Raw genomic sequence first — 24,644 nt, forward strand, 5'->3', positions numbered from 1 at the left:
TAAAGTGCGATCGGTCTTTCGAAAACCGTCATAATCGCTGAAACATTTTTCGGGAAATCCATCGAATGGCGAGCGATCCTGTAACGGAAGACACGACGCGCGAGCGGCTCGATCTGCTCGACGTCGGCCTTTTTGTGCGCGCGGCGGCGCTGGCGAATCTGTCGGCGGCGGCGCGGGAATTCGGCTTGTCGCCGGCGGTGGCGAGCGCGCGCATCGCCGGGCTGGAGCGCATGCTCGGCACCCGGCTTCTGCATCGCACGACGCGGCGGGTCTCCGTCACGCAGGAAGGCGAGATTTTCGCGGCGCGCGCGCGCGAACTGCTCGACGCCGCCGAAGCCGCGCGCGCATCGGTCGGGCGCGCGCGGGCGCATCCGCATGGCCGGCTGCGCGTGACGATGCCGTCTTCGCTCGGCCGCCAGCACATCTCGCCGCTGATTCCGGCGTTTCTGCGCCAGTTTCCCGGCGTGACCGTCGATTTGCGCATGACCGATCAGATCGTCGATCTCGTCGATGAAGGCATCGACCTCGCGATCCGCATCGGCGCGCTGAAGGATTCGACGCTCGTCGCGAAAAAGCTCGCGAGCAACCGGCGCGTGCTGTGCGCATCGCCCGCGTATCTCGCCGAACACGGCACGCCGCGCCATCCCGCCGATCTCGTCGATCACGAATGCGTGATCCTCGCCGATCAGCGCGACTGGAGCTTCGTCACGCCGACGGGCGTCATCGACGTGCGCGTGTCCGGGCGCATCGTGACGGACAACGGCGAAGTGATCCGGGATGCGCTCGCGGCGGGCATCGGCATCGGCCTCAAATCGACGTGGAGCGTCGCGCCCTTGCTCGCGAGCGGCGAACTCGTCACCGTGCTCGACGATTACCCGCTCGCGCAGACCGTCGCGATCTGGGCGGTGTATCCGAGCCGCGCGTTCGTGCCGCCGAAGACGCTCGCGTTCATCGACTTCCTCGCAGTACAGTTCGGCGAGCCGCCTTACTGGGATGTCGATCCGGCGCGCGTGCAGCGCTGAAGGTTCTTTACAATGGCGGTTTCGCCGCCCTTTCCTGCTCTTTTTGATGAACCTCGTCATTCAAAGTCCCAGCGCCATTTCCGATTCGCATCTGCGGCCGCTCGCGGCGCTCGCACGCGCCAAAGAGACGCAGCGCGTCGACGACACCCTTCTGCGTCTCATCGACGCCGATCCGCTGCAGCGCCCCGACATCGACGCTTATTGCGGCACCCATGCGCTCGATTACGCCTTTATCGAAGCGAACGCGAAGCTCGCCGATTTCGGCCTCGTCGCGATGGACATGGATTCGACGCTCATCACGATCGAGTGCATCGACGAAATCGCGGATTTTTGCGGGCTGAAAGCCGAAGTCGCGGCAATCACCGAAGCGTCGATGCGCGGCGAGATCAAGGACTTCAACGAGAGCCTCACGCGCCGCGTCGCGCTCCTCAAAGGTCTCGATGCAAGCGCGTTGGAACGCGTCTACGAAGAGCGCCTGCAACTGTCGCCGGGCGCGGAACGCATGCTCGAAGGCGCGCGCGCGGCGGGCCTGAAAACGCTGCTCGTGTCGGGCGGCTTCACGTTCTTCACCGAGCGTCTGAAGGCGCGGCTCGGCCTCGATTACACGCGCGCGAATACGCTCGAAATCGTCGATGGGAAGCTGACCGGCAAGGTCGTCGGCGAGATCGTGAACGCGGATGTGAAGGCGCGCACGCTCATCGAAACGTGCGCGCAGATCGGCATCGATCCGAAACGCGCGATCGCAATGGGCGACGGCTCGAACGACCTGAAGATGATGGCGGAAGCCGGATTATCGGTCGCGTTCCGCGCGAAGCCGGTCGTGCGGCAATCGGCGAGTCTCGCGTTCAACTTCGTCGGACTCGACGGCTTGTTGCGGCTCTTCTGATCGATGTGAAAACGGCGCCTTCGGGGCGCCGTTTTCATTCAGGCGAACGCCTTGGCGAGCGCGGCTTCGAGATCCGCGCGCAAATCCGCTTCCGCTTCGAGACCGACGTAGAAACGCACCAGCACGCCTCCGTGCGGCCATTGCGACGCGGTGCGCATCGAGCGGATGTTGTACGGCATCGCGAGGCTGTGCGCGCCGCCCCAGCTCCAGCCGATCGAGAACAGTTCGAGCGCTTCGACGAACGCATCGACTTGCGCGCTCGTGTAGCGGCCATCGAAGACGATCGAAAACAGCCCGCCCGCACCGCCCTTGAAGTCGCGCGCAAAGAACGCGTGGCCGGGACAATCCTCCAGCGCCGGATGCAGCACCGCCTTCACTTCGGGCCGCGTCTTGAGCCACTGGGCGAGCGCGTACGCGGTGCGGTCGTGCGCTTCGTAGCGCACTTTCATCGACGGCAGGCTGCGCAGCACGAGCGACGCATCGTCCGCCGACACGCCGATGCCCATACGCATCCGCGCGCGTTTGAGCTTCTTGTGCAGTTCCTCATCGCGCGTGATGGTCGCGCCCATCAGGATGTCGCTGCCGCCCGACTGATATTTCGTCAACGCCTGCACGGAAATGTCGACGCCATGCTCGAACGGCTTGAACGCGAGGCCCGCGGAAAACGTGTTGTCGATCGCCGTGACGATGCCCTTCGCGCGCGCGACGGCGACGATCGCCGGCACGTCCTGCACTTCCATCGTCACCGAGCCGGGCGCTTCGAGCCAGATCAGCTTCGTGTTCGGACGGATCGAATCGGCGATGCCCGCGCCGGTCATCGGATCGTAATAGGTCACTTGCAGCCCGAAATCGGCGGCGAGCCAGTCGGCGTGATCGCGATTCGGACCGTAGGCGTTGTCGGGCACGAGAACGTGATCGCCCGCTTTCACGAGACCGAAGTAGATGTTGGAGATCGCGGCGAGCCCCGACGGCTGCAGCAGCGCGAATTCGCCGCCCTCGATCGCGGCGAGACGCTGCGCGAGCGCGATGGTCGTCGGCGTGCCGTGCAGGCCGTAGCGCCACTTCGAATCGTCGCTCCAGACGAGCGAGCGCATCGAGGCGAGATCGGGAAACACGACCGTCGATGCGCGCGCGACCGGCACCGAGAACGACTCGAAGCCGGGCGTGATGCGGTCTTCAGGCTGAACGATGCGGGTTTGCAGATCGCGGTCCTTGCTGCTGGAATCAGTCATGGCTTTGCAATACGGAATGAAAAGAGACCGCCGCCGGAACGCCCGGCGGGGTGAAGACAGAGCGAATCATTCGCCGATGATGACGTTGCTCGTGCCGCCCACGGCATTCTTGGGCGGCGCGGGCGGCGCAGGTTCCAGCGACGGCGCGGGCGGCGCCTTCGCGGTGCCCGTCGCGGGCAAGGTCTTGCCGGCCGCGGCGGGCCGCAGATCGAACGGCTGCGGGTTCGAATCGTCCGGGTTCATGCGCTCGCCGGACACGCTGCCGTCCGCCGCGAACTTGCCGACCCAGTTGCCCGTGATGTGCGTGCCGTCGTTCGATTCCTCGATTTCGAGCGTGTCGCCGTCGCGGTCGCCCGCGACGAGAATCACGTTCGGGCTGCCGGCGAACCGGTACTCGCCGTGCACGCCGGAGGGCTCGTCGGTTTTCGCGCCGAGTTTCATCTCGATCTGCTTGTCGCCGAGCGTGCCGACGTAGCGAGGAAACTTCGCGTACTCCGGATTCGGCGTGAGCGGCTTCAGCGGCGGCAGGGCAAGTTCCTTGATCGCGGCTTGCGCGCCGTGCGCGTCGGCACCCGCTGGCTCGCGTGCGTTCTGTGCCTGCACGCCGGTCTGGCCCGCCGGCATCGGCGAATTGCACGCGGCAAGCGCGGCGAAGATCGTCAAGGCCGCGACCGTCCGCGGCCCTTTCATGCTTGGCATCATCCGTGAGTCCTTCAAATGCGCTCGAAGATCGCCGCGATGCCCTGGCCGCCGCCGATGCACATCGTCACGAGCGCGTAACGCCCGCCGATGCGCTGCAGTTCGTACAACGCCTTCACGGTGATGAGCGCGCCGGTCGCGCCGATCGGATGCCCGAGCGAAATGCCCGAGCCGTTCGGATTGACCTTCGCGGGATCGAGCTTCAGTTCCTGCGATACGGCGCACGCCTGCGCGGCGAACGCCTCGTTTGCTTCGATGACGTCGAGATCGTCGACGGAGAGGCCCGCGCGCTCCAGCACCTTCTGCGTCGCGGGAACCGGGCCGATGCCCATGATCTTCGGATCGACGCCCGCGTGCGCGTACGCGACGAGCCGCGCGAGCGGTTTCGCGCCGCGCTTTTCCGCAACCGAGCGCTCCATCAGCACGACGGCCGCGGCCGCATCGTTGATGCCCGACGCGTTGCCCGCCGTCACCGTGCCGTTTTCCTTCGCAAAAACCGGCTTGAGCTTCGCGAAGTCTTCGGCGGTGGCGTTCAGGCGAACGTGCTCGTCGCGGTCGAACACGGTGTCGCCTTTCTTCGAAGCGAGCGTGATCGGCAGAATCTGATCCTTGAAATAGCCGGCTTCGATCGCTTTCGCCGCGCGCCGGTGCGATTCGAGCGCGAGCGCGTCCTGCATCTCGCGCGTGATGCCGAACTTCGCCGCGACGTTCTCGGCCGTCACGCCCATGTGGATCTTGTCGAACGGGTCGTTCAGCGCGCCGACCATCATGTCGACGATGCGCGTGTCGCCCATGCGCTGGCCGAAGCGCGCGGCGGGCATGATGTACGCCGCGCGGCTCATGCTTTCCGCGCCGCCGCCGATGGCGACATCGGCATCGCCGAGCAGAATGGACTGCGACGCCGACACGATCGCCTGCAAGCCCGAGCCGCACAAACGGTTCACCGTGAGCGCGGGCGCGTGCTGCGTGACGCCGCCGTCGAGCGCCGCGACGCGCGCGAGATACATGTCGCGCGGCTCCGTATGCACGACGTTGCCGAACACGACGTGACCGACTTCATCGCCCGCGACGTTCGCGCGGGACAGCGCTTCGCGCACGACGCGTGCACCGAGATCGGTCGGGCTGAAGTCCTTCAGCGAACCGCCGAAATCGCCGATCGCCGTGCGCACGCCGCTTACCACCACCACTTCACGTTGCATGTTGTCGTCTCCTTCGTTTGAGGTTCGGCTATTCTGCCAGCGCGCGCTCGACCTCGTCCTTTCGCGGGATTGGCGCCACTGCGCCAAAACCTTGCGTCGACAAAGCCGCGGCGACGTTCGCGTAGCGCGCCGCGGCGAAAGGATCGTCGCCTGCAACGATGCGCGCGATGAACGCGCCGCCGAAGCAGTCGCCCGCCCCCGTCGCATCGACCGCCTGCACGACGCGGCCCGGCACCACGCGCCGCTCGTCCGGCGTCGCGATATACGCGCCTTCCTTGCCGAGCTTCAGCGCGACGACCTTCGGACCGAGTTTCAGCAGCGCATCGACGATCGCGTCTTTGTCTTCGTGGCCGGTGAGCAGCGTGACGTCGTCCCAGCTCGGCAGGCAGATGTCGGTTGCGCGGATCGCTTCGAGCATGACCGCGCGGGCGCGCGCGAGCGGCCACAGCTTCAGCCGCAGGTTCGTGTCGAAGCTGACCTTGACGCCGTGCGTGCGCGCATGGTCGATCGCGGCGAGCGCGGCATCGCAGGCGGCCACGCCGATCGCGAGACTGATGCCCGACAGATGCACGACCTTCGCGGCGGCGATCGCATCGAGCGGCAAGTGCGACGGCGCGTAGCGGCTCGCCGCCGAACCCGCGCGCAGATAGTCGAAGCGATGCCCGCTCTCGCCGTGCGACACGAAATAGACGCCCGTGGGCGCATCGTGATCGACGCGCACCGTCGACGTATCGACGTTTTCCGCGCGCCACAGATCGAGCAGCAATTGCCCGAAGTGATCGTTGCCGACCGCGGACACGAAGCCCGTCGCCGCGCCCTGGCGCGATGCCGCGATCAGGAAGTTGGAGACGTCGCCGCCGAAGCCTTGCAGATAGTTCGGCTGATCGCGCGTCGACTGATTGAACTCGATCATGGCCTCGCCGAGCGCGAGGACGTGCGGCATCCCTGGCATGGCTTTAGACCTCGCCCCAGAGATCGTGGCCATCGGCGCCGGTGATCTTCACCGACACGAAGTCGCCGGCCTTGTAGCGCTTCGATGCCTTCGTCGTCGGCGCGATGTACACGACGCCGTCGATTTCCGGCGCGTCCGCCGCCGTGCGGCCGATGCCGCCTTCCGCGCCCACTTCATCGACGAGCACTTTGAGCGTCTTGCCGACCTTCTTCTTCATGCGCTTCGCGGACAGTTCTTCCGCGAGTTCCATGAAGCGCGCGCGGCGATCCTCGCGCACTTCGTCGGGCAACGCGCCGTCGAGTTCGTTCGCCGTTGCGCCTTCGACCGGCGAATACGCGAAGCAGCCGACGCGATCCAGATCCGCTTCCTTCAGGAAATCCAGCAGCGTCTGAAACTGCTCTTCCGTCTCGCCCGGAAAGCCCGCGATGAACGTGCTGCGAATCGTCAGATCGGGACAGATTTCGCGCCATGTCTTCACGCGCTCGAGCACCTTTTCCGCGTTCGCCGGGCGCTTCATGCGCTTCAGCACTTCGGGATGCGCGTGCTGGAACGGCACGTCGAGATACGGCAGAACGTGGCCGCGCAGCGGGCCTTCGGCCATCATCGGGATGACTTCGTCGACGCTCGGATACGGATACACGTAATGCAGGCGCACCCACGCGCCGTACTGCGCGGCGAGTTCGCCGAGTGCGCCGACGAGCTCGGTCATGCGCGTCTTGAGCGGCTTGCCATTCCAGAAACCCGTGCGGTATTTCACGTCGACGCCGTACGCGCTCGTGTCCTGCGAAATCACGAGCAGTTCCTTCACGCCGGACTTGAACAGATTTTCGGCTTCCAGCATGACTTCGGCGACGGGGCGCGAGACGAGATCGCCGCGCATCGACGGGATGATGCAGAACGTGCAGCGATGGTTGCAGCCTTCCGAAATCTTCAGGTAAGCGTAGTGGCGCGGCGTCAGCTTGATGCCGGCGGGCGGCACGAGATCGGTGAACGGATCGTGCGGTTTCGGCAGATGCGTATGCACCGCGTTCATGACTTCGTTGGTCGCGTGCGGACCGGTGACGGCCAGCACTTTCGGATGCACTTCCTCGATGAGGCCCGAACCGCTCGCGCTCTTTTTCGCGCCGAGACAGCCGGTCACGATGACCTTGCCGTTCTCGTTCAACGCCTCGCCGATGGCGTCGAGGCTTTCCTGCACGGCTTCGTCGATGAAGCCGCAGGTGTTGACGACGACGAGGTCCGCGCCGTCATAGGTGCCGGAGATTTCGTAACCTTCGGCGCGCAACTGCGTCATGATCTGCTCGGAATCGACGAGCGCTTTCGGGCAGCCGAGCGACACCATGCCGATTTTCGGCGCGGGCTTCGTCCTGGCGAGTGAATCGATTGAATCGATTGAATCTAAAGAATTTTTCACGGGGAAGAGTGTCTTGTGGGAGCGCAAGAGGCCAATCCACTATTTTACATCGGCGAGCCGCGGACACGGCTCGGCCCCCTTTTCCTTTGTCTCATTCCGATTGAAGCTGGCGCGCAGCAAACTCGAGCGAATCCGCGGCTTCCCGCGTCTCTCATTGCTTCGAATCACACATCGGTTTCATGCTCGACTACTCAGCGCTGCGCCATTTCAATCCGCTCTTCGTCACGCCCTGCTACTCGGGCCAAGTGACGTCCGGCTACGCCACCAGCATGCTCGCGCTCACCAACGAGCTCTGGCGCCTCGGCGTGCGAGGCTCGATGCGCATCTGCGCCGGCGAAAGTCTCGTCACGCGCGCGCAATGAAGCCGTCGCGCATTCTCTGATGCATACGGAGCACACGCATCTCTTCTGGATCGATGCCGATATCGGCTTCACGCCGGAGCAGGCGCTGCGTCTGCTGCTCGCGGGTCGCGATGTCGTCGCCGGCGTGTATCCGCTCGAGCGCATCGACTGGACGGGCGAGATTCCCGCCGGGCTCACGCAAGCGCAGTTTCTCGAACGGGCGTTGCGCTATCCGGTGAATTTGCATGACGGCGCGCGCCTCGAAGTGGACGACGACGGCTTCATGAAAGTGGACGAGGCGCCGACGGGCTTCATGTGCATACGCCGCGCGGTGCTCGAAACGATGATCGCGCGCATGCCCGAGTTGCGCTACGTGCCCGACGCGCCGCCGGATTCGCCGTTGCACGGCTACTGCCATCGCTTCTTCGACGTGATGGTCGAGCCGGAAACCGGGCGCTATCTTTCCGAGGACTACGCGTTTTGCCGCCGCTGGCGGGATTCTGGCGGAAAGGTGTACGTGGATGCACGCTCGACACTGGAGCACCACGGCGCCTATACGTATCGCGGCGATTTCGGCGCGGCGCTGGCGTACGATTCGACGAAAGCCGTGGGCGGGCAATGAACGGACGGCGCGCGAGCGCTCACGCCGAGGCGCGCAAGCCTCGACGCCCGCACGCGCCCTCGAACCGGACTACTTCTTTTCCGTCGACGAAGGCGTGGGCGTCGGGAACGGAAACGTGTTGAACATCGACTTCGCCTGCGACTGCATCTGCTCCTGCATCTGCACGAACATGTTTTTCGACTGCTCGATGTAGCTCGTCATCATGCCCTGCATCATCGGCGCCTGCATGTTCATGAACTGCGACCAGACTTCGGGGTTGAGCGCGTTGCCGTCGTAGATGCCCTTGCTCTGCTCGGTCAGCTTCTGCTGGATGTCGATGAACGCCTGGATGTTCTTCTCCAGATACGTGCCCATCATGCCCTGCATCGCGTGGCCGTAGAAACGGATGATCTGCGAGAGCATCACCGACGAGAACATCGGCAGGCCGCCGCTCTCTTCTTCCAGAATGATCTGCAGAAGGATGCTGCGCGTGAGGTCGTCGTTGGACTTCGCGTCGAGCACCTTGAAATCTTCCTGATCGAGCACGAGCTGTTTCACATCCGACAACGTGATGTAGGTGCTCGTTTCCGTGTCGTACAGCCGACGGTTTGGATACTTTTTGATGAGTCGTTCGGCGGGTTTCTTTGTAGTAGTAGTGGTGGTCATTTAACGCCTTTAAACGCAAAACTTTACTGCGATGGCAGCAAGCAGGTCTTGCGTTGTCGCAAAAAAGCGCTGCTGCATGTTCGCCGCATCGTTGATAAATCCGGCGAGTGGTGACTTCCCGCGCGCGTTTCGGCGTTGCGGGAAGCCGCCGCCCGTCAGCCCATATGCAAGCCGCCGTTCAGCGAGAAGTCCGCGCCGGTCGCGAAGCCCGATTCTTCGGACGCGAGCCACGCGCAGATCGAGCCGATTTCGTCCGGGGTGCCGAGACGGCGCACCGGAATGGTCGCGACGATCTTCTCCAGCACTTCCGGACGGATCGCCTTCACCATGTCCGTGCCGATATAGCCCGGCGACACCGTGTTGACCGTCACGCCCTTGGTGGCCACTTCCTGCGCGAGCGCCATCGTGAAGCCGTGAATGCCGGCCTTGGCGGTCGAGTAGTTCGTCTGGCCGAACTGGCCTTTCTGCCCGTTCACCGAAGAAATGTTGATGATCCGGCCCCAGCCGCGCTCGACCATGCCGTCGATGACCTGCTTCGTCACGTTGAAGAGGCTCGTCAGGTTCGTGTCGATGACGGCGGTCCAGTCTTCGTGCGTCATCTTGCGGAACACGACGTCGCGCGTGATGCCCGCGTTATTCACGAGGACATCGATCTCGCCGACTTCGGCCTTGACCTTGTCGAACGCGTTCTTGGTCGATTCCCAGTCGCCGACGTTGCCTTCCGAGGCGATGAATTCGAAGCCGAGCGCCTTCTGGTCTTCCAGCCATTTCACCCGGCGCGGCGAATTCGGACCGCAGCCCACGACGACCGTAAAGCCATCTTTAAGCAGGCGCTGGCTGATGCTGGTGCCGATGCCGCCCATCCCGCCGGTTACATACGCTATACGCTTCGCCATTCCTCACTCCATTTTCGTTATGCGGACGGCGATCTCCTTGCCGCCCGCTGGCCCTTCCCAATCCCGCCAGTGACTATCTGTGACTTGTTACGGACGTTCCACCGCCAGCGCGACACCCATGCCGCCGCCGATGCACAGCGACGCCAGACCCTTCTTCGCATCGCGCTTCTGCATTTCGTGCAGCAGCGTGACGAGAATCCGGCAGCCCGACGCGCCGATCGGATGACCGATCGCGATCGCCCCGCCGTTCACGTTGATCTTCGACTGATCCCAGCCCATCTGCTTGTGCACCGCCAGCGCTTGCGCCGCGAACGCCTCGTTGATTTCCATCAGATCGAGATCGTTCACGCTCCAGCCCGCACGCTCCAGACAGCGCTTCGACGCCGGCACCGGGCCCATGCCCATGATCTTCGGATCGACGCCCGCGTTCGCGTACGCCTTGATGCGCGCGAGCGGCGTCAAGCCGAGCGCTTCGGCCTTTTTCGCCGACATCACGACGACCGCCGCCGCGCCGTCGTTGATGCCCGATGCGTTTGCAGCGGTGACGGTGCCTTCCTTCGAGAACGCCGGCTTCAGGCCCGCGAGCGCTTCGGGCGTCACGCCGTGACGCACGAATTCGTCGGTGTTGAATTGCAGCGGCTCGCCTTTACGTTGCGGAATCGCGACCGGCACGATTTCGTCGTTGAAGCGGCCCGCTTTCTGCGCGGCTTCCGCCTTGTTCTGCGACAGCGCCGCGAATGCGTCCTGCTGCTCGCGCGTGATGCCGAATTCCTTCGCGACGTTTTCCGCCGTCGTGCCCATGTGATAGTTGTTATAGACGTCCCACAGGCCATCGACGATCATCGTGTCGATCAGCTTCGCGTCGCCCATGCGGAAGCCGTCGCGCGAGCCCGGCAGCACGTGCGGCGCCGCGCTCATGTTTTCCTGGCCGCCCGCGACGACGATCTCCGCGTCGCCCGCGATGATCGCGTTCGCTGCCAGCATCACCGCTTTGAGGCCCGAGCCGCAGACCTTGTTGATCGTCATGCCCGGCACCATGTCGGGCAAGCCCGCCTTGATGAGCGACTGGCGCGCCGGATTCTGGCCCGAACCGGCCGCGAGCACTTGGCCCAGGATCACTTCGCTCACCTGATCCGGCTTCACGCCCGCGCGCTCCAGCACGGCCTTGATGACCGTCGCGCCGAGTTCCGGCGCCGCGATTTTCGCGAGCGAGCCGCCGAATTTGCCTACCGCCGTACGCGCGGCCGATACGATCACTACGTCAGTCATTTCAGTTTCCTCTTGGCATCGAATGTTAATGCGGCTACGAACGGTTCCATGCGCTCGCGCGCACGGTCACGCGCCGCTCAGAAGTCGCGTTCCAGCACGTAACGGCCGGGGGCGGCCTCGATCACCGGGTAAGTCTTCGATCCCTGCGCCGCGCCCGCCTTGACCTGCTCGCCCGCGTTCGCGGCGAGCCACTTCGACCAGGTCGGCCACCAGCTTCCGGGATGCTCGGCGGCGGCATCGAACCACGCGTCGGGGTTCTCGGGCAGATGCCCGTCGTTGCTGTCGATCATCCAGAAGCTGCGCTTGTTCTTCGACGGCGGATTGATCACGCCCGCGATATGCCCCGACGCGCCGAGCACGAAGGTCTGCGGTCCGGAGAGAATCGGCGCGGACGCATAGGCCGATTTCCACGGCACGATGTGATCTTCGCGCGAGCCGTAGATGAAGGTCGGCACCGTGAGACGCGACAGGTCGACCGGCTCGCCGCACACCTTCAGCGCATTCGGCGTTTTCAGCTTGTTCTCGAGATACGTGTTGCGCAGATACCAGACGCACATCGGGCCGGGCAGGTTCGTCGAATCGCTGTTCCAGAAGAGCAGATCGAACGCTTGCGGCGTGCGGCCCTTGAGATAGTTATCGACGACGTAATTCCACACCAGATCGTTCGGTCGCAGATACGAGAACGTATTCGCGAACTCGATGCCGCGCATGAGACCGGCTGGCGCGCCGTTCTTGCCGCCGATCGCCTGCTCGCGCATCTGCACGTGCGCCTCGTCGACGAACACGTCGAGCACGCCGGTATCCGAGAAGTCGAGCATCGAGGTGAGCAATGTCATCGATGCGGCCGGTTCCTCGCCGCGCGCCGCCGCCACCGCGAGCGCGGTCGCGAGAAGCGTCCCGCCGATGCAGAAACCGAGCGTGTTGATCTTGTCTTCGCCCGTGATCTCCTGCACGACGCCGATCGTCTCCAGCACGCCTTGTTCGACGTAGTCGTCCCACGTCTTGTGCGCGATCGACTGATCCGCGTTGCGCCACGACAGGATGAACACCTGATGCCCTTCTTCGAGCGCATAGCGCACGAGCGAGCTTTCCGGCGACAGATCGAGAATGTAGAACTTGTTGATGCAAGGCGGCACGATCAGAAGCGGGCGCGCATACACCTTCGGCGCGAGCGGCTTGTACTGGATCAGTTGCACGAGTTCGTTCTCGTACACGACCGAGCCTTCCGTCGATGCGATGTTCTTGCCGACGAGAAAGCGCGATTCGTCCGACTGCGAAATCTTGCCGCGCTGCATGTCGGCGAGCAGGTTCAACATGCCCTGGCGCAGGCTCTCGCCCTTGCTTTCGATGAGCGTCTTCTGCGCGTCGGGATTGAGCGCGAGGAAGTTGCTCGGCGCGGCCGCGGCCGCCCACTGCTGCACCGTGAAGCGGATGCGCTCGCGCGTCTTCGGATCGCTCTGCACGGCGTCGGCGAGTTCCTGCAGATAGCGCGCGTTCAGCAGATACCACGCGGCGGTGAACGCATATGCCGGCGTGGATTGCCATGCGGTGTCGGTGAAGCGACGATCCTTCAGCGCCGACGGATCGATGCTCTGCGCGCCCGCCTGCTTGAGCAACTCGGCGGCATCGCGCGAATAGTTGCTCTGCAACTCGTGCAGACGCTCGGGCGCGATCGCGGCGGTCGGAATCTTCGGCAACGTGGGCAACCCCTGCATCGCCGCGCCGAAGCCCGGCATGCTGCTCGCGAGTTTGGCGAATTCCGCCATGCCGTTCATCTTCGTGAAATCGGGCATCTGCGGCATGGCGCCGGACATCGGAAACGACGGGAATGCCGTCGACGGAAATCCGTTCGGAAATCCGTTGGCGAATGCACTGAAAGCAGCGAACGGCGATGCCGCCGCCGCGGCCGCATCATTCGCGCTATTCGTCTGCGGAGTGAATTTCGACCACTGCGCGGGATCGGCGACGCTGCGCCACGCGTTCAGCCATTGATCGAACGCCTGCTGTACGCCAGTCGTTTCGGCGGATGCTTCTGCCGAGGTGCTGTCGGCGGAACGGGAGCGGGAAGATGAGGAAGTAGATTTGGAAGCCATACCCGCTATTGACCTGTGAGTCTCGGAAGACTTGGATTGCTGATGCAGGCATCGCCGGGCTTTCCTCGACCAGCGCGCAAGTGTTGGTGCGCCTTATGCGCGTGGCAAGTCTGAGCCTTGCTACGCCGTGCCCGATTGATTGAATTCCAGGAACATTCTTGCTCTAGGATGTCAGGCATGTCAATGCTTCGTCCCGATTTTGCCGCAGTGCGATATTTTTTTAATTATCGTTTTCCCCCATGCGAAATGTTGCGTTCGCAAGGGGTTTCGTCATAGGCAAGAAACGATAGTTGGGTATGTTCCAACACTAATGACAATGGTCATTCATTGAGCCAGATCATTGCGGCCATGCGGCCCGTCACGCGATCGCGTCGATATGAATAAAAGCGCTCTTTTTCCGTGACGGTGCAATGCGTGCCGCCGTGAACGCGCGCGGCATCGATGCCTAGATCGGCAAGACGCATACGCGCGAGCGCGTAGATATCGGCGAAATACTTGGCCGGTGCGCCGCCGACGGGACGGAACGCGGCGCGCGTCGCGTCGCGGCGATCCTCTTGCGACGCCGCGATGAAGGCGTCGAGCACGTCTTCGCCCACTTCGAACGCCTGCGGCCCGATGGCCGGCCCGAGAAACGCGTTGAGCGACGAGGCCGGCACGCCCGCGAGCGACGCGACGCGCTCGCCCGTCTTTTCGATGATGCCGCCCGCGAGACCGCGCCAACCCGCGTGCGCGGCGCCGACCGCGCGGCCGTCGTTGTCGCAAAACAGCACCGGGAGACAATCGGCCGTCATCACGACGCACACAACGCCCGCGCGATCCGTCACGCTGGCGTCGGCGCGCGTGCGCTCGCCCTGCGCGAGGCGCTCGATGACGGCGCCCGCCTCCACGACTTCCGTGCCGTGGATCTGCTCGAGCCACGCGGCTTCGCGCGAACCCGTCAACGCGAGCGCGCGGCGGCGATTTTCCTTCACCGCGTCAGGCGCATCGCCCGTGGAAAAACCGAGATTGAGGCCGCCCGCGCCGGGCTCGCCGCCGCCATAAGGCGCATCGCTCACGCCGCCATTACGCGTCGTGACGAATGCCCGCACGCGCGGCGACACGTTCCATTGCGGCCAGAGACAGTCTTTCGATGGCAAATCGGCAGCGTCGCGCGTCATGCTTCGTCGTCCTCGTAATCTTCGTCGTCCCAGTCGCCTTCTTCGCCTTCGCCCATTTCATAGACTTCGGCGAAATCGTCGTCCTCATCGAACTCGACTTCTTCGTCCTGTCCGAAGCCGAGCTCCGCGGCGAGCGTCGCGATGTCTTCGGGAACGTCCGCGCGCCAGTGCACTTCCTTGCCCGTCGCGGGATGGATCAAGCCGAGGCGCCACGCGTGCAGCGCCTGTCGCGCGAATTCGTTGGGCAGCGGCTTGACCGACCGCTTGCCGCGCGCGTGCCCGTACACCGGGTCGCCCAGCAGCGGATGCTGGATATGCGCGCAATGCACGCGAATCTGATGCGTCCGGCCGGTTTCCAGATCGCAATGGATGGCGCTGACGGGCTGGCCGTGCCACGTCGTGCGGTCGATGGTGCGGAAATGCGTGCGCGCGGGCTTTCCCGACGCAGTCTTTACCACCGCCATGCGCGTGCGCTCGCGCGGATCGCGGCCGATGGGCGCGTCGATCGTGCCTTCGTCGGGCATGTTGCCCCACACGAACGCGACGTAGCGGCGTTTCACCGTCCGCGCCTGCAACTGCCGCACGAGGTCGGTTTGCGCCTCGAGCGTGCGCGCGACGACCATCAGCCCGGACGTTTCCTTGTCCAGCCGATGCACGATGCCCGCGCGCGGCAGCCCGGCGGCGGCATCGCCGTAACGATGCAGCAGGCCGTTGAGCAGCGTGCCGCTCCAGTTGCCCGCGGCCGGATGCACGACCATGCCCGCGGGCTTGTTGATGACGACGAGCGCCTCGTCCTCATAGACGATATGCAGCGGCACCGGCTCCGGCGCGAACGCGAGCTGCTCGGGCAGAAGGTCGGGGACGAGCGTGATCGTCGCGCCGAGCGGGACGGGCTGGCGCACTTTCGCGCCCGCGCCGTCGACCAGCACGCGCCCTTCCTCGATCCAGCCCTGCAACCGGCTGCGCGAGAACTCGGGGAAGATTTTCGCGAGCACCTTGTCGAGCCGGTCGCCCGCGAGCTCGTCGGGCACGCGGGCCGTGCGCGGCGCTTCGCGAGCCGCGCCGCCGCCCGAATCGGCCTGCGCTGCGTCGTCGGGGGTAGCGCATGGGCTATAATCTTTGAGTTGGTCTTTGGTACGACGAGTACTTGAGCGGGTCATTTGAACGAGATTCGGCGGCATGGAAGAACAGCCGCGCCGGAAAAACAGCTAGAACAGCGAAGAATCAACTAGATTCAGCCAGGAACAGCAAGCACTGATGCGAGCCTTCAACACCATTCATCTCTCGATGCGTCAATCGATCAAGTATCTGGCGCTGGCCGCGAGCGTCGCCATCGTCACGGCCTGTCACGGCCTGCCCGAGAAGACCGACGAAACGGCAACATGGAATAACAACAAATTATATACGGAGGCCCAGGACGCGCTATCCGGCAGCGACTGGGGCAAGTGCGCGAAGTATTTCGAAGGGCTCGAAGGCCGCGATCCGTTCGGCCATTTCGCACAGCAGGCGCAGATCAACGTCGCGTACTGCAACTGGAAGGACGGCGAAACCGCCAACGCCGACCAGGCCATCGACCGTTTCATCAAGCTGCACCCGGATCATCCCGAAATCGCGTATGCGTACTATCTCAAGGGCATGATCCACTTCAACGACGACTTGGGCCTCTTCGGCCGCTTCTCGGGTCAGGACATGAGCGAGCGCGATCCGAAGTCGCTGCGCGAGTCCTACGACGCGTTCAAGGTCGTCGTCGACAAGTATCCGCAAAGCAAGTACGCGCCCGATGCCGCGCAGCGCATGCGCTATATCGTGAACGCGCTCGCATCGCATGAAGTGCACGCCGCCGATTATTACTATCGCCGTGGCGCTTATGTGGCCGCGATCAACCGCGCGCAGCTCGCCATTCGCGAGTACAAGAACGCGCCGGCAACCGAAGACGCGCTGCACATCATGATGCTGTCGTACGAGCGTCTCGATCAGCCGCAACTCGCCGACGACACCAAGCGCGTGCTCGCAGCGACGTTCCCGGACAGCCCGTATGTCACCGGCAAGCGGCGCGCGGGCGCTGACAAGCCGTGGTATCAGATCTGGTAGTCCAGAAAGCAAAAAGCGAAACGGCCGGTTGATCACCGGCCGTTTTTTCATGTCGACGAGAATTGCGAACCCGATGCTTATTCGGCCAGTTCCGTCTTCCACTTCGCGGCATCGCTGAAAAACTCGCGCACCACGTCCAGCTCGCGCGTGCGCTTGAACGGCGGCAGGCTTTGCCAGATGCGCCGGCCGTAAGGCTTGTCGACGAGCCGCGTGTCGCAGATCATCAGCACGCCGCGATCCGTCTCCGCGCGAATCAGCCGCCCCGCGCCCTGCTTGAGCGTGATGACCGCCTGCGGCAACTGATGCACGGCGAACGGGCTCAAACCTTTCTTCGTCAGCGCGTCGAGGCGCGCGGCCAGCACCGGATCGTCGGGCGGCGCGAACGGCAGCTTGTCGATGACGACGAGCGACAACGCATCGCCGCGCACATCGACGCCTTCCCAGAAGCTCTGGCTGCCCACTAGGATCGCGTTGCCATAGGCGCGGAAACGGTCGAGCAGTTCGGTGCGGCTCGCATCGCCCTGCACGAGCAGCGGATTGTCCCAGCCGCGCCGCTCGATCACATCGCGCATGCGATTGGCGATGCGGTCGACCGCGCGCAGCGTCGTGCACAGCACGAACACGCCGCCGCCCGCCGATTCGATCACCGGCAGCGCGGCATCGAAGACGGCATCGGTGAATTGCGGCGACGACGGTTGCGGCAGATTGCGCGGCACGTACAAAAGCCCTTGCGACGGATAATCGAACGGGCTCGGCAGCGTCATCGAACGGCGCGCGTTAAGGCCCATCTGCGCCGCGTAATGCGTGAAGTCGCCGCGCACCGAGAGCGTCGCGGACGTGAAAATCCACGCGCGCGGCACGCCTGCGCGCTGCTTCGCGAAGATCGGCGCGACCGAAAGCGGCGTTTCGTGCAACTGCACCGTGTGCGAAAACACCTCGATCCAGCGCACCATTTCGTTCGGCTCTTCCTTCGCGGCCTCCTTCGCGACGTCCTCATCCGCGACGACGGCGCGTTCGAGCGATGTCGGCGGCGTCGTCCAGCCCGCGAGCAGATCCTGCAACTCGCGCGCGCGGCGCACGAGCGCCTGCAACGATTCGGCGCGTTCCGCATGCGAGGACAGCGCCGCGGCAAGCGCCGAAAGATGCGTCTCGAGCGTGTCGAGCGCCTCGAAGATCGGATGGTCGTCCGGCAACTGGCCGAGCGACAGACGCACCGAATCTTCCTTGAACGCGAGCCGCACGTCGCGCGCGGCGCGCTCCAGCGCCGCGCCGAGCTTGGTCCAGTCGGCGGCGTCACGCGCGTGCGACAGACCTTCGGCGACGGTATCGCGGGCGAGTTCGAGCAGTTGCGTCGTCGAAAGCGTCTCGCCGAAGAAGAGTGTCGCGGTTTCGGGCAACTGATGCGCTTCGTCGAAGATGATCGTGTTCGCCGTCGGCAGAAGCTCGGCCATGCCGGTGTCGCGCAGCATCACATCGGCGAAGAACAGATGGTGATTCACCACGACGATGTCCGCCTGCTGCGCCTCCTTGCGCGCCTGCATCACGAAGCATTCCTTGTAGTGCGGGCATTCCTGGCCGAGACAGTTGTCGCGCGTGGACGTGACCATCGGCCAGACGGGCGAATTCTCCGGCACGCTCGCGAGTTCGGCCTTGTCGCCGGTGCGCGTGATCTTCGCGAAACGGACGATCTCCTGTAGATGCGACGTGTCCTGGCGCGTCGGCAGACGGCCGTTGTCCGCGGTGCGCTCCAGATAGTAGTGACACAGATAGTTGGCGCGGCCTTTGAGCATCGCGACCGAAACCGGGACGGCGAGCGCGTCGCGCACGGTCGGAATGTCGCGCTGAAAAAGCTGATCCTGCAGATGCTTCGTGCCCGTCGACACGATGACCTTGCCGCCCCACAGCATCGCCGGCACGAGATACGCGTACGTCTTGCCGGTGCCCGTGCCCGCCTCGACGATGAGCGTGTTCTCGCCGCCGTCGATAGCCGCCTTCGCCGTCGCGATGCCGATGTCATCGGCCGGCTGCTCGTCGGGCGCATAGGGTTTGTCGGACGGGCCGAGCTTGCGCGCCGGGCGGCGCTGCGCCTCGAACATCGCGGGCTCGGGCATTGCGCGGCCGGACGCTTCCATCGCGGCGGCGACGGAACGCGCCATTTCGATCTGCGATGCACGCGGCCGATAACCGTCGATCGCGCGTGCGAGCAGACCTTGCGCGGAAAAGATGGCGTCCAGCTCGACGCCGCGTTTATCGGTCAGCGCGAGCGGCGCGTTCGCGTCATCACTGGGTTGTGCGGGTGAGTTCAAGGCGTGCTAAATCCTGCGGGTTTCGGCGCGGCCGCGCACGCGAGGCGCCGTCGCAGCACGCGCTCGCGGCGGGCACGCGGCGTTCAGTGCGCGTCCGAGTCAAGCTGCAATTGCAGCAGGAGTATGGTGTCTTTCACCTTGAGCTTGCGCTTTTTCAGGCGCCTCAGCTCGAGGTCATCGATGCCGGACATCTTGTCGATCAGCGTGTCCAGACTGTGATGCTCGTCCTGCAACTGCGCGATGCGATCGCGCAGCAGGGCGGCATCCATGGCGGGTTGTCGGGGTGCGCGCGGGGATTCACTAAAGCGCTGCTGCATGCTCGCCTCCTTTCATCCACTTGGCGCGGGCCCGTTCGACGAGCCCGACTGCCCTATTTACCTTGCTGCTGTTGTTGCTGCTGCTGCAGTTTCAATTGCTCCTGGCGCTGCTGCTCTTGCTGCTGCGCCTTTTCCTGCGCTTTTCTCGCGGCTTCTTTCTGACGCGCTTCGACTTCCGCGCGATGCTGCGCGGCTTCCTGCTGCTTCTGCTCGTAGCGCTGCGCCTTTTGCTCGCGGTCCTGCGCGTCCTGCACGCCGCGCGCGCGCGCTTCGTCGAGTTGCTTCTGGTAGTCCGCCTGCTTGCGGTCGTACGCCGCCTGGTTGGCCGCGCGTTGCGGCGCTTCGGCTTCGCGCTGGGCGGCGGCCAGCGCGTTCTGACGTTGCCTGTCCTCGTAGGCCTGCTGGCTCGCTTTCTCGTTCGCCGCGCGCTGCGGCGCTTCGGCCTCGTATTGCGCCCGCTTGATCGCCTTCTGCTGATCGCGTTGCTTCGCCCGCTCGGCGCGCTGCTCGTCGTCGAGCGCGAGCTGTTCCTGGCGGATCTGCTGGCGCGTCTCGCGCATCTCGTTGCGCGCGTTGTCCAGACAATGATTCACGAAGAACTTGCTATAGCAGTCGTGCTCTTTCACGCCGTAGCGGTAGTTGTTTTCCTCGGTGCGCCGGTCGAGCACCTTCTGGCGCTGGGCGAAATCGGCTTGGAGGGAATCATCGGCGCTTGGCTGAGCCGCTGCATCCGGGGCACGAGCACTCACGGACGTGTCCGGATCGACGGGCTTGGCGGCTTGAGCGAGCGCGCGCTGCGGCGCGAATGCGCCCGCTGCGCAAAGCAGCAAAACCGCCGCGGCAACCGGCACGTTTGGAAGGCGAAAGTTGGGCAAATGGATGGACGGCAACGTGATAAAGAATCAGGCGCAAAACGGCTCGTGCGATGCCCAAATTCTATCACCGCACGCCGGAGCGCTTCGCCATTTATGGCAAAATCCCCCGCTTCAGCAACCCGGTCCGAACCTGGCTCGTCACAGCGTCACCCGCCCGCGGCGCCTCGCTTTCGCGAAGCCGCGCACACGGCGCGGATCTCGCCGGCGAGCCGCAGACAGCGCAGAATCATGACGGAAACCGTAGCACTCAAGATCGTACAGCGCATTGCCACCGAACTCACCGTGCAGCCGCGCCAGGTCGCCGCCGCCGTGCAGCTTCTCGACGAAGGCTCGACTGTCCCGTTCATCGCCCGGTATCGCAAGGAAGTCACCGGCAATCTCGACGACACGCAACTGCGCACGCTCGAAGAGCGCCTGCTCTACTTGCGCGAACTCGAAGATCGCCGCGCGGCCATCCTGCAAAGCATCGACGAGCAAGGCAAGCTCACCGACGAACTGCGCGGCGCCATCGAAAGCGCCGACAGCAAGCAGGTGCTGGAAGACCTCTATCTGCCGTACAAGCCCAAGCGGCGCACGCGCGCGCAAATCGCCCGCGAAGCCGGTCTCGAGCCGCTCGCGCAGGCGCTCCTCGCCGATCCCACGCTCGATCCTCAAACGGAAGCCGCGAAATTCGTCGATGCGGAAAAAGGCGTCGCCGATACCAAAGCCGCGCTCGACGGCGCGCGCGACATCCTCTCCGAGCAGTTCGGCGAAACCGCCGAGATCCTCGGCAAGCTGCGCGAGCATCTGTTCAATCAGGGACTCGTCATGTCGAAGGTGGTGGACGGCAAGGAAGGCGAGGAAGGCGAAAAATTCCGCGACTACTACGACTACAGCGAAACGATCCGCACCGTGCCGTCGCACCGCGCGCTCGCGCTGTTCCGTGGCCGCAACGCAGGCGTGCTGAGCGTCAAGCTGGGCTTGGGCGAAGAACTCGACGCGCAGATTCCGCATCCGTGCGAAGCGATGATCGCGGGCCACTTCGGCATCGTGAACCGCTCACGCGCTGCCGACAAATGGCTCGCCGACGTCTGCCGCTGGTGCTGGCGCGTGAAGGTTCAGCCGCATATCGAAACCGAACTGCTCACGCAATTGCGCGAAGAAGCCGAGCACGAAGCCATTCGCGTGTTCGCGCGCAACCTGAAGGACTTGCTGCTCGCCGCGCCCGCGGGTCCGAAGGCCGTGATCGGCCTCGATCCCGGCCTGCGTACGGGCGTGAAGGTGGCGGTCGTCGATCGCACCGGCAAGCTGCTCGCGACCGACACTATCTATCCGCACGAGCCGCGCCGCGACTGGGACGGCTCCCTCGCGAAGCTCGCGCGCATCGCGCAAGCCACGCAAGCGGAACTCATCTCGATCGGTAACGGCACGGCCTCGCGCGAAACCGACAAGCTCGCGAGCGAACTCATCGCGAAGCATCCGGAACTGAAGCTGCAGAAGATCGTCGTGTCGGAAGCGGGCGCGTCGGTGTATTCGGCGTCCGAACTCGCCGCGAAGGAGTTTCCGGAACTCGACGTCTCGCTGCGCGGCGCGGTTTCCATCGCGCGGCGTCTGCAGGATCCGCTCGCGGAGCTCGTCAAGATCGAACCCAAGGCGATCGGCGTCGGCCAGTATCAGCACGACGTGAATCAGCGCGAACTCGCGCGTTCGCTCGATGCTGTCGTCGAGGATTGCGTGAACGCCGTCGGCGTCGATGCGAACACGGCCTCCGTCGCGCTGCTCGCGCGCGTGTCGGGACTGAACGCGACGCTCGCGCGCAATATAGTCGATTTTCGCGATGCCAACGGGCCGTTCCCGTCGCGCGAGCATCTGAAGAAGGTGCCGCGTTTGGGCGACAAGACCTTCGAGCAGGCAGCCGGTTTTCTGCGCATCAACAACGGCGAGAATCCGCTCGATCGCTCGTCGGTGCACCCGGAAGCGTATCCCGTCGTCGAGCGCATTCTCGCGAAGATCAAGAAGCATATCGGCGATGTGCTCGGCAAGCGCGAAGCGTTGACCGGTCTCTCGCCGACCGAATTCGTCGACGATAGTTTCGGCCTGCCGACCGTGCGCGACATTCTCGCCGAGCTTGAAAAGCCGGGCCGCGATCCGCGCCCCGAGTTCAAGACGGCGACGTTCAAGGAAGGCATCGAGAAGATTTCGGATCTCGTGCCGGGCATGATCCTCGAAGGCGTAGTGACGAACGTGGCGGCGTTCGGCGCGTTCGTGGATATCGGCGTGCATCAGGACGGCCTCGTGCACGTCTCGGCGATGTCAACGAAGTTCATCAAGGATCCGCACGAAGTCGTGAAGGCCGGTCAGGTCGTGAAGGTGAAAGTGCTGGAGGTAGACGTGAAGCGCCAGCGCATCGCCCTCACCATGCGTCTGGACGACGACTTCGCTCCGGCTTCATCGGGCGCGGGCGGCGGCGCGGGTTCGCAGCGCGGCGGCGGTCAGGATCGTCGGTCGGGTCAGCGTCCGCAACAGCGTCGCGAGCCGGAACCGGCCGGCGCGATGGCAGCGGCGTTCGCAAAACTGAAACGATAAAGCCTCACGGCGTCAGCAAAAAACCCCACGTCTTGCGACGTGGGGTTGTCTTTTTGCGCTTCGCAACGATGCAGCGTCAGATTTCGATCTTCGTGCCCAGCTCCACCACGCGATTTGCGGGAATGCTAAAGAAATCGGTGGGCTTCGCCGCGTTCTGATGCATCCACGCGAACACGCGCTCGCGCCACACCGACATGCCCGGCAGTTCCGTCGGCACGACTGTCTCGCGCGCCATGAAGAACGACGTGTCCATCAGCTCGAAGGTCATTGCGTGGGTGCGCGTGATCTGTTCGAGCACGGCCTTCACGTCCGGCGTCTCGTTGAAACCGTACGCCGCCTTCACGAGGAACAGCCCGCCGCCGATGTCCTTCACTTGGAGACGATGCGCGTCGTCGACGTAAGGAATGTCACGCGTCGTGAAGTTCATGAAAATGGTGCGCTCGTGCAGCACCTTGTTGTGCTTGAGATTGTGCAGCAGGCTCACGGGCACGAGCGAATCGCTGCCGGTGAGATAGATCGCCGTGCCCGACACGCGATGCGGCGGATGCGCGAGCAGGCCCTGCAGAAACGGCATCAGCGGAATGCCGTCCGCGGCCGTGCGGTCCTTCACGATCATGCGGCCCTTGTACCAGGTCATCAGCAGGAAGAAGAGCGCCCCGCCGATGCACAGCGGCAGCCAGCCGCCCTGCTCGACTTTCAGCAGGCTCGCGCCGAAAAAGCCGATGTCGATCATCAGGAACACGGCGATCATCCCGCCGACGAGCCAGCGGTTCCAGCCCCACAGATTCACCATCACGACCGACACGAGGATCGTGGTCGTCAACATGGTCGCGGTGACGGCCAGACCGTACGCGGCGGCAAGATTCTCCGAGCTCTTGAAGCCGATGACGATGCACAGGATGATGAAAAGCAGCATCCAGTTGACGAGCGGAATGTAGATCTGGCCGATCGCGAGCTCCGAGGTATGCAGGATCTTCATGCGCGGCACGTAGCCGAGCTGGATCGCCTGGCTCGTCAGCGAATACGCGCCGGAAATGACCGCCTGCGATGCGATCACCGTCGCGACCGTCGACAGGATCACGAGCGGCAGCAAAGCCCAGTCGGGCGCGAGCAGGAAGAACGGATTCTCTATTGCCTTCGGATCGTGCATCAGCAACGCGCCCTGGCCGAAATAGTTCAGCAGCAGCGACGGCATCACGAAGCCATACCAGCCGTAACGGATCGGCTTCACGCCGAAGTGACCCATGTCCGCGTACAGCGCTTCCGCGCCGGTCAGCACGAGCACGACCGACCCGAGCACGATATACGCCTGCAATACGTGCTGCGCCATGAAGGAAATCGCGTAGTACGGATTGAGCGCGACGATGATGCGCGGCTCGATCACGATATGCGCGGCGCCGAGCACAGCGAGCGTCGCGAACCACACGACCATGATCGGGCCGAAGAGCTTGCCGACCACTGCCGTGCCGTGGCGCTGAATCCAGAAGAGCAGGATCAGGATGACGATCGTGATCGGCAGCACGTAGGGCGTGAGTTTGGGCGCCGCGATCTCCAGACCTTCGACTGCCGAGAGCACCGACATCGCGGGCGTGATGACCGCATCGCCATAGAACATGCATGCGCCGAAGATGCCGAGCATCATGAGCACGCCGGAGACCTTGCCGGCCTCTCTCACGCTGCGCAGCGCGAGCGTCGTCATTGCGAACACGCCGCCTTCGCCGTTGTTGTCGGCGCGCATGACGAAGAGCACGTACTTGACGGCGACGACCATGACGATCGCCCAGAAGAGCAATGAGATGACGCCGAGAATCGACGCCTCGGACAGGCCGATGCCGTGCGACGGGCTAAAGGCTTCCTTCAATGAGTAGAGAGGACTCGTGCCGATGTCGCCGAAAACGACGCCGATGGCCGCGAGCGCAAGCGAGGGCAATGGTTGTTTATGCTCGTGCGCGTGAGTCGTGTTAGTCATAAAAGCGAGATATCCGTCCAGAGCGGAAAGAAACGAACGCCATTCTATCTAACGTCGCACGCCAAGATGCCGTCTCTCGTGTTGCTGCAGCGCC

Annotated in this window: 22 protein-coding genes; 7 read left to right on the top strand and 15 right to left on the bottom strand. The window is 64.2% G+C overall.

What is annotated here, in order from left to right:
• The first annotated feature begins 65 nt into the window (after positions 1-65).
• Both LDZ23_RS07660 and serB read left to right on the top strand, forming a co-directional pair.
• The gene (locus LDZ23_RS07660; RefSeq protein ID WP_034473407.1) at positions 66-1,022 is read left to right on the top strand and encodes a LysR family transcriptional regulator; all 957 of its coding nucleotides are present in this window, start codon (positions 66-68) and stop codon (positions 1,020-1,022) included.
• A 46-nt stretch (positions 1,023-1,068) separates the two neighbouring features.
• Positions 1,069-1,908: a phosphoserine phosphatase SerB gene (serB, locus tag LDZ23_RS07665; RefSeq protein WP_008349420.1), complete on the top strand. Its 840-nt coding sequence runs from the start codon at positions 1,069-1,071 to the stop codon at positions 1,906-1,908.
• A gap of 38 nt (positions 1,909-1,946) precedes the next feature.
• On the opposite strand, the gene LDZ23_RS07670 is transcribed toward serB, so the two are convergent.
• From LDZ23_RS07670 to rimO, 5 genes are all read right to left on the bottom strand, one after another.
• Positions 1,947-3,140, bottom strand: a complete 1,194-nt coding sequence (locus tag LDZ23_RS07670) for a cystathionine beta-lyase (RefSeq protein ID WP_034473405.1) — start codon at positions 3,138-3,140, stop codon at positions 1,947-1,949.
• Positions 3,141-3,206: 66 nt separating this feature from the next.
• Entirely contained in the window at positions 3,207-3,830 is a 624-nt protein-coding gene (locus tag LDZ23_RS07675) for a hypothetical protein (RefSeq protein WP_372492607.1), read from the bottom strand.
• Between the two features lie 23 nt (positions 3,831-3,853).
• Complete coding sequence (gene bktB, locus LDZ23_RS07680) at positions 3,854-5,038, bottom strand: beta-ketothiolase BktB (RefSeq protein ID WP_034473401.1); 1,185 nt, start codon at positions 5,036-5,038, stop codon at positions 3,854-3,856.
• A gap of 28 nt (positions 5,039-5,066) precedes the next feature.
• A complete protein-coding gene (locus tag LDZ23_RS07685) occupies positions 5,067-5,990 on the bottom strand; it encodes a sugar kinase (RefSeq protein WP_034473400.1) in 924 nt (307 codons plus the stop codon).
• A 4-nt stretch (positions 5,991-5,994) separates the two neighbouring features.
• The gene (rimO, locus tag LDZ23_RS07690; RefSeq protein ID WP_051996654.1) at positions 5,995-7,332 is read right to left on the bottom strand and encodes a 30S ribosomal protein S12 methylthiotransferase RimO; all 1,338 of its coding nucleotides are present in this window, start codon (positions 7,330-7,332) and stop codon (positions 5,995-5,997) included.
• Between the two features lie 251 nt (positions 7,333-7,583).
• Between rimO and LDZ23_RS07695 the strand changes: the two genes are divergently transcribed.
• Complete coding sequence (locus LDZ23_RS07695; RefSeq protein WP_241484897.1) at positions 7,584-7,766, top strand: hypothetical protein; 183 nt, start codon at positions 7,584-7,586, stop codon at positions 7,764-7,766.
• Between the two features lie 19 nt (positions 7,767-7,785).
• On the top strand, positions 7,786-8,367 hold the full coding sequence (locus tag LDZ23_RS07700; RefSeq protein ID WP_241484896.1) for a hypothetical protein: 582 nt from the start codon (positions 7,786-7,788) through the stop codon (positions 8,365-8,367).
• Positions 8,368-8,436: 69 nt separating this feature from the next.
• Here LDZ23_RS07700 and phaR read toward each other — a convergent pair whose 3' ends face one another.
• From phaR to phaC, 4 genes are all read right to left on the bottom strand, one after another.
• Entirely contained in the window at positions 8,437-9,012 is a 576-nt protein-coding gene (phaR, locus tag LDZ23_RS07705) for a polyhydroxyalkanoate synthesis repressor PhaR (protein ID WP_033537161.1), read from the bottom strand.
• 155 nt (positions 9,013-9,167) lie between these two features.
• On the bottom strand, positions 9,168-9,908 hold the full coding sequence (locus LDZ23_RS07710) for a 3-ketoacyl-ACP reductase (RefSeq protein WP_008349413.1): 741 nt from the start codon (positions 9,906-9,908) through the stop codon (positions 9,168-9,170).
• Between the two features lie 87 nt (positions 9,909-9,995).
• Positions 9,996-11,177, bottom strand: coding sequence for an acetyl-CoA C-acetyltransferase (locus LDZ23_RS07715; RefSeq protein ID WP_175982097.1), 1,182 nt, complete (start codon positions 11,175-11,177; stop codon positions 9,996-9,998).
• Positions 11,178-11,254: 77 nt separating this feature from the next.
• Positions 11,255-12,943, bottom strand: a complete 1,689-nt coding sequence (gene phaC / locus LDZ23_RS07720; RefSeq protein ID WP_239295303.1) for a class I poly(R)-hydroxyalkanoic acid synthase — start codon at positions 12,941-12,943, stop codon at positions 11,255-11,257.
• On the opposite strand from phaC, the gene LDZ23_RS07725 reads away from it, so the two are divergent.
• Positions 12,942-13,169 carry a hypothetical protein gene (locus LDZ23_RS07725; protein WP_241484910.1) on the top strand — a complete coding sequence of 76 codons (228 nt, stop codon included), beginning with the start codon at positions 12,942-12,944 and terminating at the stop codon, positions 13,167-13,169. The genes phaC and LDZ23_RS07725 overlap by 2 nt on opposite strands.
• 421 nt (positions 13,170-13,590) lie before the next feature.
• Here LDZ23_RS07725 and pgeF read toward each other — a convergent pair whose 3' ends face one another.
• Complete coding sequence (gene pgeF, locus LDZ23_RS07730) at positions 13,591-14,427, bottom strand: peptidoglycan editing factor PgeF (RefSeq protein ID WP_034473743.1); 837 nt, start codon at positions 14,425-14,427, stop codon at positions 13,591-13,593.
• Positions 14,424-15,587 carry an RluA family pseudouridine synthase gene (locus LDZ23_RS07735; RefSeq protein WP_081851903.1) on the bottom strand — a complete coding sequence of 388 codons (1,164 nt, stop codon included), beginning with the start codon at positions 15,585-15,587 and terminating at the stop codon, positions 14,424-14,426. Before LDZ23_RS07735 ends, pgeF begins: the two co-directional genes overlap by 4 nt.
• Before the next feature lie 97 nt (positions 15,588-15,684).
• Between LDZ23_RS07735 and LDZ23_RS07740 the strand changes: the two genes are divergently transcribed.
• Positions 15,685-16,518 (top strand): outer membrane protein assembly factor BamD, encoded by an 834-nt coding sequence (locus LDZ23_RS07740; RefSeq protein ID WP_008349407.1) that lies wholly within the window; start codon positions 15,685-15,687, stop codon positions 16,516-16,518.
• 77 nt (positions 16,519-16,595) lie between these two features.
• Here the strand turns inward: LDZ23_RS07740 and yoaA are convergent, their stop codons facing one another.
• The 3 genes from yoaA to LDZ23_RS07755 all read right to left on the bottom strand — a co-directional run bounded on the left by yoaA (position 16,596) and on the right by LDZ23_RS07755 (position 20,031).
• Entirely contained in the window at positions 16,596-18,824 is a 2,229-nt protein-coding gene (gene yoaA, locus LDZ23_RS07745; RefSeq protein ID WP_008349405.1) for a DNA repair helicase YoaA, read from the bottom strand.
• 83 nt (positions 18,825-18,907) lie between these two features.
• A complete protein-coding gene (locus LDZ23_RS07750; RefSeq protein ID WP_008349403.1) occupies positions 18,908-19,093 on the bottom strand; it encodes a DUF465 domain-containing protein in 186 nt (61 codons plus the stop codon).
• A 101-nt stretch (positions 19,094-19,194) separates the two neighbouring features.
• On the bottom strand, positions 19,195-20,031 hold the full coding sequence (locus LDZ23_RS07755; RefSeq protein ID WP_051996708.1) for a flotillin family protein: 837 nt from the start codon (positions 20,029-20,031) through the stop codon (positions 19,195-19,197).
• Positions 20,032-20,244: 213 nt separating this feature from the next.
• On the opposite strand from LDZ23_RS07755, the gene LDZ23_RS07760 reads away from it, so the two are divergent.
• On the top strand, positions 20,245-22,581 hold the full coding sequence (locus LDZ23_RS07760; RefSeq protein ID WP_034473741.1) for a Tex family protein: 2,337 nt from the start codon (positions 20,245-20,247) through the stop codon (positions 22,579-22,581).
• Positions 22,582-22,657: 76 nt separating this feature from the next.
• Here the strand turns inward: LDZ23_RS07760 and LDZ23_RS07765 are convergent, their stop codons facing one another.
• Complete coding sequence (locus tag LDZ23_RS07765; protein WP_034473738.1) at positions 22,658-24,550, bottom strand: potassium transporter Kup; 1,893 nt, start codon at positions 24,548-24,550, stop codon at positions 22,658-22,660.
• Positions 24,551-24,644: the final 94 nt, after the last annotated feature.

The sequence above is a fragment of the Caballeronia zhejiangensis genome (genome assembly GCF_022879815.1).
GTDB lineage: Bacteria > Pseudomonadota > Gammaproteobacteria > Burkholderiales > Burkholderiaceae > Caballeronia > Caballeronia zhejiangensis.

What these genes read in the sequence shown, in the direction of transcription:
- LDZ23_RS07660 (WP_034473407.1), top strand. Translation starts at nt 66, where the DNA reads ATGGCGAGCGATCCTGTAACGGAAGACACGACGCGCGAGCGGCTCGAT.
- serB (WP_008349420.1), top strand. Translation starts at nt 1,069, where the DNA reads ATGAACCTCGTCATTCAAAGTCCCAGCGCCATTTCCGATTCGCATCTG.
- LDZ23_RS07670 (WP_034473405.1), bottom strand. Translation starts at nt 3,140, where the DNA reads ATGACTGATTCCAGCAGCAAGGACCGCGATCTGCAAACCCGCATCGTT.
- LDZ23_RS07675 (WP_372492607.1), bottom strand. Translation starts at nt 3,830, where the DNA reads ATGAAAGGGCCGCGGACGGTCGCGGCCTTGACGATCTTCGCCGCGCTT.
- bktB (WP_034473401.1), bottom strand. Translation starts at nt 5,038, where the DNA reads ATGCAACGTGAAGTGGTGGTGGTAAGCGGCGTGCGCACGGCGATCGGC.
- LDZ23_RS07685 (WP_034473400.1), bottom strand. Translation starts at nt 5,990, where the DNA reads ATGCCAGGGATGCCGCACGTCCTCGCGCTCGGCGAGGCCATGATCGAG.
- rimO (WP_051996654.1), bottom strand. Translation starts at nt 7,332, where the DNA reads ATGGTGTCGCTCGGCTGCCCGAAAGCGCTCGTCGATTCCGAGCAGATC.
- LDZ23_RS07695 (WP_241484897.1), top strand. Translation starts at nt 7,584, where the DNA reads ATGCTCGACTACTCAGCGCTGCGCCATTTCAATCCGCTCTTCGTCACG.
- LDZ23_RS07700 (WP_241484896.1), top strand. Translation starts at nt 7,786, where the DNA reads ATGCATACGGAGCACACGCATCTCTTCTGGATCGATGCCGATATCGGC.
- phaR (WP_033537161.1), bottom strand. Translation starts at nt 9,012, where the DNA reads ATGACCACCACTACTACTACAAAGAAACCCGCCGAACGACTCATCAAA.
- LDZ23_RS07710 (WP_008349413.1), bottom strand. Translation starts at nt 9,908, where the DNA reads ATGGCGAAGCGTATAGCGTATGTAACCGGCGGGATGGGCGGCATCGGC.
- LDZ23_RS07715 (WP_175982097.1), bottom strand. Translation starts at nt 11,177, where the DNA reads ATGACTGACGTAGTGATCGTATCGGCCGCGCGTACGGCGGTAGGCAAA.
- LDZ23_RS07725 (WP_241484910.1), top strand. Translation starts at nt 12,942, where the DNA reads ATGCCGTTCATCTTCGTGAAATCGGGCATCTGCGGCATGGCGCCGGAC.
- phaC (WP_239295303.1), bottom strand. Translation starts at nt 12,943, where the DNA reads ATGGCGGAATTCGCCAAACTCGCGAGCAGCATGCCGGGCTTCGGCGCG.
- pgeF (WP_034473743.1), bottom strand. Translation starts at nt 14,427, where the DNA reads ATGACGCGCGACGCTGCCGATTTGCCATCGAAAGACTGTCTCTGGCCG.
- LDZ23_RS07735 (WP_081851903.1), bottom strand. Translation starts at nt 15,587, where the DNA reads ATGACCCGCTCAAGTACTCGTCGTACCAAAGACCAACTCAAAGATTAT.
- LDZ23_RS07740 (WP_008349407.1), top strand. Translation starts at nt 15,685, where the DNA reads ATGCGAGCCTTCAACACCATTCATCTCTCGATGCGTCAATCGATCAAG.
- LDZ23_RS07750 (WP_008349403.1), bottom strand. Translation starts at nt 19,093, where the DNA reads ATGGATGCCGCCCTGCTGCGCGATCGCATCGCGCAGTTGCAGGACGAG.
- LDZ23_RS07760 (WP_034473741.1), top strand. Translation starts at nt 20,245, where the DNA reads ATGACGGAAACCGTAGCACTCAAGATCGTACAGCGCATTGCCACCGAA.
- LDZ23_RS07765 (WP_034473738.1), bottom strand. Translation starts at nt 24,550, where the DNA reads ATGACTAACACGACTCACGCGCACGAGCATAAACAACCATTGCCCTCG.